The following is a 13,966-nucleotide window of genomic DNA, read 5'->3' as shown; positions in this document are numbered from 1 at the left end:
CCGGTTAAGTTAAATGCTAATTAACTTGTCTTCACTTATGGATTTACTCACCTGAATGAAAAAGAAAACGCTGGCCCAGGTGACCGACTTTGACCTCAGACTGCTGCGCGTTTTCAAAACCGTCAGCGAGTGCGGCAGCTTTTCCGCCGCCGAAAGCCTGCTCGGCATTACGCGCTCGGCCATCAGCCTGCATATGAGCGATCTGGAAAAACGGCTGGGCATGCGCCTGTGCCAGCGCGGTCGCGCCGGGTTTGCGCTCACTGAGGAAGGGCGTGAAATTTTACGACACAGCGAGACCATGATGGCGGCGGTGGAAGATTTTCGCCAGCAGGTGAACCAGATGCATCAGCAGCTGCGTGGAGAGTTCAACATCGGCATCATCAATAATCTGGTGACGCAGCCGCGCATGCGTCTCACCCATGCGCTGGCGGCGCTGCGGGAGAGCGGGGCAGGGATCCGTATCAACATCAGTATGTTAACCGCGGCGGACATCGAGCGTGGCCTGCTGGAAGGACGCCTGCACGTCGGCGCGCTGCCGATGGCGGCGCCGGTCTCCGGGCTGGCGTACGCACAGCTGTATGATGAACATGCGCAGCTCTATTGCAGCCACGCGCACCCGCTGTTTAACCAGGCGGAGCGGCCGGAACACCACGCGCTGGCGGCCTGCGATGCGATAGCGCCACTGTTTCGCATGCCGGCGGGGGCGATTGCGCTGCATCAGCAGCTGAACTGCAGCGCCACCGCTTCCGATCGCGAAGGGATCGCGTTTCTCATTCTCACCGGGCGCTATATCGGTTTCCTGCCGGACCACTACGCCGCGCAGTGGGTGGAGAAAAAGCAGATGCGCGCCCTCGCGCCACAGCAGTTCCACTACCACAGTCAAATCGCGCTCGTTACGCGCCAGGGCCCGCGTCACAACACCATCCTGCAACGCTTTTTGCAGGCGCTGGCGCTGGACGAGCCCGGCGCTTAGCAGAGGCGCTAAGGCATTCTAGTTACAACATACTGTTAGTTTGCTACATCAACCCGGGTGCCAGCACCGTGCGGCGTAAAGTCTGACAGGCCTTGATGGCAGGCGGGGTGACGAGAGAGAAGAGGGTGAAAAAAAGGGGAGAACCATGCGTTCTCCCCTGAGATATCACTGCTTTATGCGCGCAGCGGTTCGCCGCGTACCGGGCGATCGCCCGCCACGAAGTAGTCCGCTTCGCTGCGCGGTAACGGCTGGCGGCCACGAATGTTGTCGGCGATCTTCTCACCAATCATGATGGTGGTGGCGTTCAGGTTACCGGTGATGATCAGCGGCATAATTGAGGCGTCGACTACGCGCAGCCCCTGCAGGCCGTGTACGCGACCTTCGCCATCCACAACCGCCATCTCATCGCTGCCCATTTTACAGGTGCCGCACGGATGGTAAGCGGTCTCAGCATGGTTGCGCACAAACTCATCCAGCTGCTCGTCGCTCTGGCACTCCAGCCCCGGACTGATCTCTTTGCCGCGATACTTATCCAGCGCCGGCTGGTTGATGATTTGCCGCGTGATGCGGATGGCATCGCGAAACTCATGCCAGTCCTGCTCGTGCGCCATGTAGTTAAACAGAATCGCCGGATGACGGCGCGGATCGCGCGACTTAATGCGCACGTGACCGCGGCTTGGCGAACGCATCGAACCGACGTGACACTGGAAACCGTGCGCTTCTACTGCATTCGAGCCGTTATAGTTAATCGCCACCGGCAGGAAGTGATACTGAATGTTGGGCCAGGCAAACTCTTCCCGGCTGCGGATAAAGCCACCGCCCTCAAACTGGTTGCTGGCGCCGATACCGGTGCCTTTGAATAGCCACTCGGCACCAATTTTCGGCTGGTTCCACCATTTCAGGGCCGGATAGAGCGATACCGGCTCTTTGCACTCGTACTGCAGGTACATCTCCAGATGATCCTGCAGGTTTTCACCGACGCCCGGCAGATCATGCACCAGCGGGATGTCGTGCTGCTTCAGCAATGCCGCCGCGCCAACGCCGGAACGCTGCAGAATCTGCGGCGAGGCGATAGCACCGGCGCACAGCAGCACTTCACGCCGCGCATGCACGGTGTGCGACGTATCGCTGGCGCCGTGCAGATACTGCACGCCGACCGCGCGTTTGCCCTCGAACAGAATACGATCGGTGGTGGCGTGGGTGATGATTTTCAGGTTCGGACGCTGTTTTGCCGTATCCAGATAACCGCGCGCGGTGCTGGAGCGGCGGCCCTGCGGCGTCACGAAACGGTCCATCGGACCAAATCCTTCCTGCTGATAACCGTTGAGATCGTCGGTGCGCGGATAGCCCGCCTGCACGCCGGCTTCAATCATCGCGGCGAACAGCGGGTTGTTGCCAGGCTTACAGGTGGTGATGCTCACCGGGCCTTCGCCGCCGTGATAATCATTAGCACCGATATCGCGCGTTTCCGACTTGCGGTAGTAGGGCAGGCAGTCGCGGTAAGTCCAGTTTTCCAGACCCGGCTGCTGCGCCCAGTTGTCGAGATCCATGGCGTTACCACGGATGTAGCACATGCCGTTGATCAGCGACGAACCGCCCAGCCCTTTACCGCGTCCGCACTCCATGCGGCGGTTATTCATGTGTGGCTCAGGCTCGGTTTCGTACGCCCAGTTGTAGCGTTTGCCCTGTAACGGCCAGGCCAGCGCCGCCGGCATTTGCGTGCGGAAATCAAAGCGGTAATCGGGACCGCCGGCCTCCAGCAGCAGGACGTTCACGCTGCTGTCTTCGGTCAGTCTTGTTGCCAAAACGTTCCCTGCGGATCCGGCTCCGATAATGATGTAATCAAATTCCATTAGTCGCTCCTCAGGTTAAGCTTGATTAAAATACCGACTGAAAACGGGTCAGTTCGACCTGCACAGATTTCACCTGGGTATAGCTCTGCAGCGTCATCAGGCCATTCTCACGGCCGATACCGGAGTGCTTGTAACCGCCCACCGGCATTTCAGCGGCGGATTCACCCCAGGTGTTGATCCAGCAAATGCCCGCTTCAATCTGGTGAATGACGCGGTGCGCGCGATTCAGATCCCGGGTGACCAGACCTGCCGCCAGGCCGTATTCGGTGGCATTGGCGCGGCGCACCACTTCCTCCTCGCTGTCGTAGGTCAGGATCGACATCACCGGTCCGAAAATCTCTTCGCGTACGATGGTCATCTCATCACGGCAATCGGTGAACACGGTCGGTTCTACCCAGGCACCGTTATCAAACGCCGCGCCGCTCAGACGTTTACCGCCGCACAGCAGGCGCGCGCCTTCGCTAATGCCGGATTCGATATAGCGCAACACATTGTCTCGATGCGGGAAGCTGACCAGCGGGCCAAAGTTGGTGGCCGGATCGTTGACATCGCCAGCTTTGATGCGCGACACGCGTTCAGCGATTTTTGCTTCAAACGCCTGCTGCAATGCCGTCGGCACAAACACGCGCGTGCCGTTGGTGCACACCTGGCCGGAGCTGTAGAAGTTCGCCATCATGGCGATGTCGGCGGCGAGATCGAGGTCGGCGTCGTCAAACACGATCAGCGGCGATTTGCCGCCCAGCTCCATGGTCACCTCTTTCAGCGTGGAGCCGGCCGCGTTGGCCATCACTTTTTTGCCGCTGGCCACGCCGCCGGTGAAGGAGATTTTGTCGATGCCCGGATGGTCGGTCAGCAGCTGACCGGTCACCGCGCCGCGCCCGTTCAGCACGTTGAACACGCCATCCGGTACGCCGGCTTCGCTGTAGATTTCTGCCAGCTTCAGCGCGCTCAGCGGCGTCACTTCGCTGGGTTTGAAGATCATCGCGTTACCGGCCGCCAGCGCCGGCGCAGATTTCCACAGCGCGATCTGGATCGGATAGTTCCATGCGCCAATCCCGGCGACCACGCCAAGCGGTTCGCGGCGCGTATAGACGAAGGAGGTATCACGCAGCGGGATCTGCTGGCCTTCCAGCGCCGGAATCAGGCCGGCGTAGTACTCCAGCACATCGGCACCGGTAACAATGTCCACCGCCTGGGTTTCACTCAGCGGTTTACCGGTGTCGAGGGTTTCCAGCGCCGCCAGCTCATCGTTACGCTCGCGCAGGATATCCACCGCACAGCGCAGGATGCGTGACCGCTCCATCGCCGTCATGGCCGCCCAGATTTTCTGGCCTTTTTGCGCGGCGGCGACCGCGCGATCGACATCCGCCTGCGTGGCTTCATGGACCTCGGCCAGCACTTCGCCATTGGCCGGGTTGATGGTCTGGAATGTGTCGCCCGCTGCTGCGGCAACGTATTGACCATCAATGTATAAATGCTGCTCGGTGAATCGGGACATGGTTGCTCCTTCCTCAGTGATTCGCGGCGCCAGCCAGCTGCTGGCGAATGAATTGGGTGGTGAGCGTTCTGGCAATCGCCAGATCAAACGGTTTGCCGCTCAGCGCGGCGCGCAGCCACAGGCCATCAATCAGCGAGGCCAGACCGTGCGCGGCCAGCCGCGCCTGCTCACGCTGCAGCTCGCGGCGAAACTCGGCAGCGAGCGTGGAAAACAGGCGACGGCTGCTGACGCGTTCCAGGCGACCCAGCTGCGGCTGATGCATGCTGCTGGCCCAGAAGTCCAGCCACGCTTTCATCGCCGCGCTGTGCACCTGGGAGTCGTCGAAGTTACCTTCGACAATCGCCAGCAGGCGCGCTTCGGTGCCGGCTCCCGCCAGCGGTTTCAGTCGTGCCGCCACCGCATCACGCAGCTGACGCGTCACGTCGCGCATGGTGGCTTCCAGCAAACCGTTTTTGTCTTTGAAGTAGTGGCTGATGATGCCGGTCGAGACGCCGGCGCGCCGCGCAATCTGCGCAATGGTCGCGTCATTGATCCCGACTTCGTTAATGGTACTCAGGGTCGCATCAATCAGTTGCCGACGACGTATCGGCTGCATTCCCACCTTTGGCATGACTCCAGCTCCACCGCAATGTAAGACCCCTATTAAAACTTTTTTTGATTGCACGTTCAATATAAAAAAGAAACTTGTTAGGATACTGTGCTTCGGTTGTTATGAAAGCGCAACGGGAAGGTGAATACTGAACCGTGCCGAACAATCAGGAGGGAAAACAGGAGAACGATACCGATAAGGCCGATCGCTACGGCCCTGCTACTTCATTGAATAATTACAGGAAATTAACCAGAGGTAACCGATGATTAATCCACCTGCCAGTGAAAAAGACAGAATCAATCCCGTGGTGTTTTACACCTCTGCCGGACTGATTCTGACATTTTCACTTGTCACCATTTTGTACAGCGATCTCGCTGCCGGCTGGATCCAGAGCGCCGTCAACTGGGTATCGTCCACTTTTGGCTGGTACTACATGCTGGCCGCCACGCTGTATATCGTCTTCGTCATCTATATGGCCTGTTCACGCTACGGCGCCATCAAGCTGGGCCCGGAGCAGTCCAAACCGGAATTCAGTCTGCTGAGCTGGTCGGCGATGCTGTTTGCCGCCGGCATCGGCATCGATTTGATGTTCTTCTCGGTGGCGGAACCGGTCACCCAGTATATGCAGCCGCCGGAGGGGGCCGGGCAGACCCTGGAAGCGGCGCGTCAGGCGATGGTGTGGACGCTGTTTCACTACGGTCTGACCGGCTGGTCGATGTATGCGCTGATGGGCATCGCGCTCGGCTACTTCAGCTACCGCTATAATCTGCCGCTCACTATTCGCTCGGCGCTCTATCCGATCTTCGGCAAGCGCATTAACGGCCCGATTGGCCACACGGTGGATATCGCGGCGGTGATCGGTACCATTTTTGGTATCGCCACCACGCTGGGTATCGGCGTGGTACAGCTCAACTACGGGCTGAAAGTGTTATTTGATGTGCCGGAAGGGCTGACGGCGCAGATGGCGCTGATTGTACTGTCGGTGGTGATTGCCACCATTTCGGTGACCTCGGGCGTGGATAAAGGCATCCGCATCCTGTCGGAGCTGAATGTCGCGCTGGCGCTCGGTCTGATTCTGTTTGTGCTGTTTATGGGCAAGACGGATTTCCTGCTCAACGCGCTGGTGCTGAACGTCGGTGATTACATCAACCGCTTTATGGGCATGACGCTCAACACCTTTGCTTTTGATCGTCCGACGCAGTGGATGAACAGCTGGACGCTGTTTTTCTGGGCGTGGTGGGTGGCGTGGTCGCCGTTTGTCGGCCTGTTCCTCGCCCGTATTTCCCGTGGCCGCACCATCCGTGAGTTTGTGCTCGGCACGCTGATTATCCCGTTCACCTTCACGCTGCTGTGGCTGTCGGTGTTCGGTAACGCGGCGCTGTACGAGATCATCCACGGCGATGCCGGTTTTGCCCAGGAAGTGATGGCGCATGCCGAGCGCGGGTTCTACAGCCTGCTGGCGCAGTATCCGGCGTTTAAGTTCAGCGCCTCGGTCGCCACCATTACTGGCATGCTGTTTTATGTTACCTCGGCGGATTCCGGCTCGCTGGTGCTGGGGAACTTCACCTCGAAGCTGAAGGATATCAACAGCGATGCGCCAAACTGGCTGCGCATTTTCTGGTCGGTGGCGATTGGCGTGCTGACCATGGGCATGCTGATGACCAACGGCATCTCTGCGCTGCAAAACACCACGGTGATCATGGGCCTGCCGTTCAGCTTCGTGATTTTCTTTGTGATGGCCGGGCTGTATAAATCACTCAAAGTGGAAGATCATCGCCGCGCCAGCGCCAGCCGTGATACCGCGCCCTATATTCCGGCGAGCAATGATCGTCTGAGCTGGAAAAAGCGGCTGTCGCGCCTGATGAACTATCCGGGCACGCGCTATACCCAGCAGATGATGGAAACGGTGATCTATCCGGCGATGCAGGATGTCGCCAAAGAGCTGGAGCTGCGCGGCGGTCGCGTATCGCTGGAGAGCGTCGCGCCGGAAGAGGGCCAGCCGCTGGGCTACCTTGATCTGCGCGTGCACCTCGGCGAGGAGCAGGATTTCGTCTATCAGGTATGGCCGCAGCAGTATTCGGTGCCGGGCTTTACCTATCGCGCCCGCAGCGGTAAGTCGCACTATTACCGGCTGGAAACCTTCCTGCTGGAGGGCAGCCAGGGCAACGATCTGATGGACTACAACAAGGAGCAGGTAATCATCGACATTCTCGATCAGTACGAGCGACACCTGAACTTTATCCATCTGCATCGTGAAGCGCCGGGCAGCAATATCACTTACCCGAGCGTGTAACAGTGCGGGCAGCCGTGCAAGGCGGCTGCCCGTTTAATCACGCGGCGTTCCTCGCATAATTGCCAGCGGCAGCTAGACTCACTAGCTGACCTGAAGGGGAACATAATGAAATTGGGTTTTGCGTGTAAGTACTTTGATTCTGAGGCTAAACAGCCATTTCCATTTAAAACCACCACCCGCACACGCTTTCTCGCTATGGAGCGTAACGCGGCGGCCACGCTGCTGCTGACACTGGCACAAAATAACCTGCAGAACCTCTCTCTGACGCTGGAACAGCTGGCGCAGCAGCCGGATGCGTTGCGCATGATGCGCATCGGCAGCGATCTGCTGCCGCTGTACACCGTGCCGCTGGCCACTGAACTGTATGGCGATATTCTGCCCGAGCTGCAGCCGCTGTTTAGCCGCTGCGGCGAATTGGCCCGCGCGCACAACATTCGCCTGTCGTTCCATCCCGGCCAGTATACGGTGCTGGCTTCGGATAATGATGACGTGGTGGATCGGGCGCTGGAGGATGTCGAGTACCACACGCTTTGCGCGGTACTGATGGGCTACGGCAGGCAGTTTCAGGATTTCAAAATCAACATCCACATGAACGGCAAACGCGGTATAGAGGGTTTTCGCGCGGCGTTTATGCGCCTCAGCCCGGAAGCCCGCAACATGCTGACGGTGGAAAATGACGAAATTTCCTGCTCGCTGGATGACGTCTTGCAGGCGCGTGCGCTGTGTCCGGTGGTGCTGGATATTCACCATCACTGGGTGAAAGAGAATCAGTTTATTCAGGCCAGCGATGAACGCGTGGCGCTGATTCTGGAGTCGTGGCGCGGCGTGCGGCCGGTGCTGCACTATTCGATCGCCCAGGAAGGGCTGATTCCGGAGAGCGGCTTTCCCGATCAGGAGCAACTCGCCGCCTCAAAGCCGAAGCTGCGCGCCCATTCTGACTACTATTTCAACCAGACGCTGAATGACTGGGCGCTGTCGTTTGATCGCTTCGACATCATGTGCGAAGTCAAAATGAAGAACCTCGCGCGCGATCGCCTGTATGACTATGCGCAGACGCGCTGATTAACCGCTTACGGTGCCGTGATCACAATGGCGACGCGGCGATTTTGCGCCCGGCCCTGCGCAGTGTTATTGCTGGCGACCGGCGCGCTCATGCCCAGCCCGCGCGTCACGATGTTTTGCCGTGGAATCGCCGCGCCGGTGGCCCACTGATCGGCCACCGCGTTGGCGCGTTTCAGCGACAGCTGCTGGTTGTAATCTGCTTTGCCGTAGTTATCGGTGTGGCCGTCAACGCGCAGATGTTCGATGCCGGTAGCGGCCAGGTTTTTCGCCATCTGCGCAATGCTGGCTTTGCTGGCGGGCGTCAGGTCAGATTCATTGATGCCAAACAGGATCTTATCGGACAGGCCCAGTCCCCAGCCTTCGGTGTTTTCGCTGAAGCCGGCGTCGCGCATCGCTTTAATCTGCGCGTCGCTAAAACGCCCGGTTGACTGACAGCCGACACAGGCCAGCACCATAACCAGCAAACATGATTTCAGTTTCATACGCGTACCTTACTCATTCCTTTGTTTTTATACATGTGCATATCGGCGCGTTCCAGAATCGACGCCACCGAATCGCCATGCTGCGACCAGGCGTAGCCGATGGTCACCGATGTGGTGATCTGCGTGCCTTCCGAAATCACAATCGATTGCGCGATTGCGGTACGAATATCTTCCGTCAGCTGCTGCAGATCGGCTTCTGAGGTGCGGCTGGTGATCAGCATGGCAAACTCGTCACCGCCCAGCCGCGCCACCAGATCGTCCTGATACGCCAGCGCGCTGAGGCGCGCCGCGATGGCCTTCAATACTTCATCACCGGCGGCATGGCCCCAGTTGTCGTTAATGCTCTTGAAGCGATCGCCGTCGAGAAACAGCAGCACAAAATTCTCATGCGCCAGCTGCTGATCCAGCAACTGCGACAGGCGGCCAACGAACGCCGAGCGGTTGGCCAGTCCGGTTAACGGATCCTCCAGCGCTTTGGCCGCCAGTGAACGGTTATCGCGCAGTAGTGAGGCTTTTAGCGTCTGCATTTCACTCAGCAGCGAGTTGAGATCTTCAGAAAACAGCTGAAACTCTTTGGTCGGATTTTGCGGTACGCGCGTCGAGAAATCGCCAGAGCGAATCACGTAATGGATGGCGCTGGTGATATTGCGCAGCGAGCGCAGAATACCGCGATGCAGAAATTCACTCAGCAGGCAGGAAATCACCAGCACGCACAGCATACCGATGGATAAAATCATCACCGAATAGCGAATAAAATCGGCCGCACCGCTGACGGTGCCGGCCAGCATTAAACGGCCGACCTGGGTTTCGGCGTGATTAATTTCCACCGTCAGCGGCTGCTGATAGATCCAGCGACGCAGTAGCGTTTCATACCAGCCGCTCTCTTGCTGGCGATCGTGCCAGTCCACCAGTACGGTATTGCCCGCCGTGACCAGCTTCGCGGAGGCAAACATCCCTTCATTGCCGAGCAGGGCTATTTTGTTGCGGGCATCATAGCTGTCTTCAAATACCGTCGCGGCGGTCAGGCTGGTGCTGAGTGTGGCGGCAATGAGTTCGAGGTTTCTTTTCTCATAGCGTTTAATAAACAGTAAAGACGTCGATGTCAGCAGCAGCCAGCACAGCAGTAATATCACGGCGGCATTGACGGTGCTGATACGACGCAACTTATTGCGAATCGATGATTTATCTTTTTTTATGCTATCAAACTTCATCTTATTTGCTTCCTTTGCGGGACAGCAACAACACGTCCGGGCTCACTCTGACACCGCTGCGCGCCAGCGAGTCAAGGTTGACGGAAAATGCGGTGTGATCGCGGTTAAAGATCAGACAAAAGGCCGCGCCAACCGTACAGTCCGGGTTGTTTTCCGCGATGGACAGGACGGCTTTACCCTGTAGCATCGCCAGCAGTTCAGTTTGCTGCTGCGGCGTCTGATCGCCGAAGTAAATGGCATCGCAGCGCTGGCGGCTGAGTTCGCTGGTCTGGTTAATCCACACCACGCTGAACGGCGTCGGGCCCTGAGGCTGCGCAAGGTGCTGTGCTGAAGCGAATACGCACAGCTGTGGCGGCTGTGTTAACTGTGGCCAGTGGCTAAAACTGATGATGCCGCTGACGATGCGGTTAGCCTGATCGTCACGCTGAACCGCACTGTTTGCCGCCTGAGCAGCAGGAAAACAGAGGAGATAAATGAGAGAAAATACGGGAAGAAATGCGCGTAAGCCCTGCAATAAATAGAGCAGCTGGCTGTCGCCCTTCACCTTTAATTGTAGTTGTAACATAGCGCTATCTCTGAACAGCAACCGGGAAATAGTACCATCGCGCTGTACAAAAGAGTACCGCCGTACAGGCGCTGATACCGCGATCAGGCAGGGTAGAATAAATTCGTCAGGACCGGATTTAAATAGAGAGTTAAAAGAGTAATGAATAAAAAATCAGCAGGATAAGCGTATTAAGGCTGACTTCTGCCGGATATTCCCGCAGCAAAATTAGCGCAGCGGCGAGATTTTTCGCAAAAAGATTTGCCCGGTGCCGCCGGATATTCCCTTTGTGGCGTAATGGCCCTGAATTGAACAATCATTCAGCGCCATTCACCGCATTTTTTTAATTAAAAATCCAAATCCCGGCCGTTGCTGGCAATGACCCGCTGATACCACCAGAAGGATTTTTTGCGCAGGCGGTTGAGCGTGCCGTTGCCGTGGTCGTCGCGATCGACATAGACAAACCCGTAGCGTTTACTCATTTCACCGGTCGACGCCGCGACCAGATCGATGCAGCCCCAGGTGGTGTAGCCCATCACCGGCACGCCGTCAGCAATCGCTTCACCCATGGCGCGAATGTGCTGTTGCAGGTAGCTGATGCGGTAATCGTCTGCAATTTCCCCGCTGGCATTGATTTCATCGTGCGCGCCGAGACCGTTTTCCACCAGAAACAGCGGTTTCTGATAGCGGTCGTACATCATATTCATAGTGATGCGCAGGCCAAGGGGATCAATGCCCCAGCCCCAGGCGCTGCGCGCCAGATGCGGATTGGTCAGAGACTTCACCACGTTGGCGGCGCTGCTGTTCTGTTCATTCATCTCTGCCGACGCGCAGCGCGAAGCGTAATAGCTGAAGGAGATGAAATCGACGGTATGGCGCAGCAGTTCGCTATCGCCTTCCGCCATGACAATCTCCACGCCTTTCTCGCGGAATACCCGGGCGGCATAAGCGGGATAAGCGCCGCGCGCCTGGACATCGATAAAGAATAAGTTCTCGCGATCTTTCTGTAACGCGGCCCACACATCTTCCGGCTTGCAGGACCACGGATAGAAGTTGCCGCCGGCCAGCATGCAGCCAATCTGATTCTGCGGATTGATCTCATGGGCGATTTTGGTTACCAGCGCGCTGGCGACCAGTTCATGATGCGCTGCCTGATATTTCACCTGTTCGTGATGCTCATCCGGCGCGAACACCAGACCGGCACCGGAGAACGGGCTGTGCAGCAGAATGTTGATCTCGTTAAAGGTCAGCCAGTACTTCACCAGCCCATCAAACGCTTCGAAGCAGGTGCGGGCGTAGCGGGCGAAGAAATCGATCATTTTACGGTTGCGCCACGAGCCATATTCGGTGACCAGATGCATCGGTACATCGAAGTGACACAGCGTGACCAGCGGTTCGATGCCGTATTTGCGGCACTCCTCAAATACGCTGCGATAGAAGGCGATACCTGCCGCGTTCGGCGTCAGCTCATCGCCGTTGGGATAAATGCGGCTCCAGGCGATGGAGGTGCGAAACACCGTGAAGCCCATCTCCGCCATCAGGGCAATATCTTCTTTATAGCGGTGATAAAAATCGATGGCGTCGTGGCTCGGATAGAACTCATCGTCGCGCAGCGTAAAGCGCGGCTCCAGCCCCAGCTTAACCGCCATACGGTGCTCGCCGTGGGGAATCATGTCCACCGTGGTTAAGCCTTTACCGCCGGCGCGATAACTCCCCTCTGACTGGTTGGCGGCTAACGCGCCGCCCCATAAAAATCCCGCAGGAAATGTCACTTCAGACATCACTCACCTCAATCACAGTCCATTATTAATTCGCGCTGACCGGCTTTGCCGCTTCCGGCTTACCGGGGCGCGGCGCGGTCTCCGTCACCGGAATATCTTCAAAGCCAAGAATTAGCGTCAGAATGAACGACAGCACCACTGACAGCACCATCACGCCAGCCACCCAGACGATGCTCATCGGGTTGGTGGGATCGAAAAACTGGACGCTGGTAAACAGGCCCGGTGAGGCCATCGAGTGGCTGGCGAGGCCGCCAATGCCGGCCACCGCGCCACAGATAAAGCCGCTGATCAGGCTGGCAATCAGCGGGCGCTTCAGGCGCACCGCCACGCCGTACAGCGCCGGTTCGGAAATGCCGGCGACGATGGCGGAAGCTGCCGCCGCGAACGCCGTCTGCCGCAGTTCCGGATTTTTGGTTTTGAATGCCACCGCCAGCGATGAGCCGCCCAGTGACAGGTTGGCGCCAATTTCCGACGGCATTACCATGCCTTCTTTGCCGGTCTCAGCGATGGTCTGAATAATGGTCGGGGTAAACACGCGATGCATGCCGGTCATCACCAGCAGCGGCCACAGACCGCCCATGATCGCCACCGACAGCCAGCCGAGATAACCGTGAATGGTGTACACCAGCGCCGAAATACCGCTACCGATCCAGATACCCAGCGGACCAATAAAGACAATGGCGATGGGGGCAGCAATCAGCACAATCAGCATCGGTTTAAGGAAGTTTTTGGTCACCGCCGGGGTAAAGCGATCGACCCAGTATTCGATGTGCGACAGAATCCACGTCATCACCAGCGCGGGGATCACCGTGTAGGTGTATTTCACCGCGGTGACCGGCACCGAGGCGAATTCCACCACCTGACCCTGCGCCGCTTTGGCCATCAGGTCGATAAAATTGGGATGCACCAGCACGCCAGCAATGGCAATCGCCAGCGACATATTGGTTTTAAATTTCAGCGCTGCCGAAGCCGCCACCATCACCGGCAGGAAGAAGAAGGCGCCGTCACCAATCACATTCAGGATGATCAGCGTCGACGAGCCTTTGGGCAGCACGCCGCTCATCTCCAGCATCATCGCCAGCAGTTTCACCATCGATCCGCCAATGATCGCCGGGATCAGCGGTGACATGGTGCCGACCAGCGCATCGAGAATGCCCGCGCCGATACTGCGCAGCGTGATTTTCCGTTTCACCGGCGCGCTGTCGCTGTTGCCCGGCGTGCCGAGTTTCATCACTTCCTGAAAGGCGAGATTGACGTTGTTGCCGATGATCACCTGACACTGGCTGTCGGTGTGCACCACGCCCATCACGCCGGGAATGGCTTTCAGCGTGGCGTTATCGACGCGCGCGCTGTCTTTCACCACGAAGCGCAGGCGTGTCATGCAGTGGGTAACGGCTTCAATATTCTCTAATCCGCCGAGCGAGGCCACAATGGCTCGTGCGGCGTCAGCGTAGTTGGTCGCCATGAATGTTTGTCTCTGATTGTAGGGTAGAGGAAACGTCGGTTTCGTCTGGCTATTATGTGTTCATGAGAAACCGGTTTCACAAAATCATGAACAGGCGCATTCATTCAGACAAGAAAAATCGCTATCTTCGTTTTAATTTTGTGATGTTGATCGGCTGACGTGCGGCGGGATCTTCACCCGCAGGCGCAGGGCGACAAGAAAATTCCCCGTCTTAT

General features: G+C 57.8%; 11 protein-coding genes. 3 read left to right on the top strand and 8 right to left on the bottom strand.

From position 1 onward, the window contains the following. Positions 1-55 precede the first annotated feature (55 nt). Positions 56-973, top strand: a complete 918-nt coding sequence (locus tag OXR61_RS20655) for a LysR family transcriptional regulator (RefSeq protein WP_021509529.1) — start codon at positions 56-58, stop codon at positions 971-973. A 173-nt stretch (positions 974-1,146) separates the two neighbouring features. On the opposite strand, the gene betA is transcribed toward OXR61_RS20655, so the two are convergent. The 3 genes from betA to betI are packed head-to-tail and all read right to left on the bottom strand — an operon-like array spanning position 1,147 to position 4,934. Continuing rightward, positions 1,147-2,826 (bottom strand): choline dehydrogenase, encoded by a 1,680-nt coding sequence (gene betA, locus OXR61_RS20650; RefSeq protein ID WP_021509528.1) that lies wholly within the window; start codon positions 2,824-2,826, stop codon positions 1,147-1,149. 25 nt (positions 2,827-2,851) lie between these two features. Beyond that, a complete protein-coding gene (betB, locus tag OXR61_RS20645) occupies positions 2,852-4,324 on the bottom strand; it encodes a betaine-aldehyde dehydrogenase (protein WP_021509527.1) in 1,473 nt (490 codons plus the stop codon). Between the two features lie 13 nt (positions 4,325-4,337). Further along, complete coding sequence (gene betI / locus OXR61_RS20640) at positions 4,338-4,934, bottom strand: transcriptional regulator BetI (protein ID WP_031280110.1); 597 nt, start codon at positions 4,932-4,934, stop codon at positions 4,338-4,340. Between the two features lie 241 nt (positions 4,935-5,175). Between betI and OXR61_RS20635 the strand changes: the two genes are divergently transcribed. Together OXR61_RS20635 and OXR61_RS20630 are read left to right on the top strand one after the other, a co-directional pair. Continuing rightward, positions 5,176-7,206 (top strand): choline transporter, encoded by a 2,031-nt coding sequence (locus OXR61_RS20635; protein WP_021509525.1) that lies wholly within the window; start codon positions 5,176-5,178, stop codon positions 7,204-7,206. Between the two features lie 105 nt (positions 7,207-7,311). Then, entirely contained in the window at positions 7,312-8,268 is a 957-nt protein-coding gene (locus tag OXR61_RS20630) for a UV damage repair endonuclease (RefSeq protein WP_021509524.1), read from the top strand. A gap of 8 nt (positions 8,269-8,276) precedes the next feature. On the opposite strand, the gene OXR61_RS20625 is transcribed toward OXR61_RS20630, so the two are convergent. The 5 genes from OXR61_RS20625 to ascF all read right to left on the bottom strand — a co-directional run bounded on the left by OXR61_RS20625 (position 8,277) and on the right by ascF (position 13,751). Next, positions 8,277-8,750, bottom strand: a complete 474-nt coding sequence (locus OXR61_RS20625) for an OmpA family protein (protein ID WP_021509523.1) — start codon at positions 8,748-8,750, stop codon at positions 8,277-8,279. Then, positions 8,747-9,961 carry a diguanylate cyclase gene (locus OXR61_RS20620; RefSeq protein WP_021509522.1) on the bottom strand — a complete coding sequence of 405 codons (1,215 nt, stop codon included), beginning with the start codon at positions 9,959-9,961 and terminating at the stop codon, positions 8,747-8,749. Before OXR61_RS20620 ends, OXR61_RS20625 begins: the two co-directional genes overlap by 4 nt. 1 nt (position 9,962) lies before the next feature. Continuing rightward, positions 9,963-10,526 carry a YfiR family protein gene (locus tag OXR61_RS20615; RefSeq protein ID WP_021509521.1) on the bottom strand — a complete coding sequence of 188 codons (564 nt, stop codon included), beginning with the start codon at positions 10,524-10,526 and terminating at the stop codon, positions 9,963-9,965. 326 nt (positions 10,527-10,852) lie between these two features. Then, the gene (locus OXR61_RS20610) at positions 10,853-12,286 is read right to left on the bottom strand and encodes a 6-phospho-beta-glucosidase (protein ID WP_021509520.1); all 1,434 of its coding nucleotides are present in this window, start codon (positions 12,284-12,286) and stop codon (positions 10,853-10,855) included. 25 nt (positions 12,287-12,311) lie between these two features. After that, complete coding sequence (ascF, locus tag OXR61_RS20605) at positions 12,312-13,751, bottom strand: PTS cellobiose/arbutin/salicin transporter subunit IIBC (RefSeq protein WP_021509519.1); 1,440 nt, start codon at positions 13,749-13,751, stop codon at positions 12,312-12,314. Positions 13,752-13,966: the final 215 nt, after the last annotated feature.

Origin of the sequence: Pantoea sp. GM_Pan_4 (genome assembly GCF_026541005.1) — a bacterium.
In the GTDB taxonomy this organism is placed as follows: domain Bacteria; phylum Pseudomonadota; class Gammaproteobacteria; order Enterobacterales; family Enterobacteriaceae; genus Pantoea; species Pantoea dispersa.
Note: the sequence above shows the minus strand (reverse complement) of the source record. Positions and strands in the feature narration are given on the sequence as shown.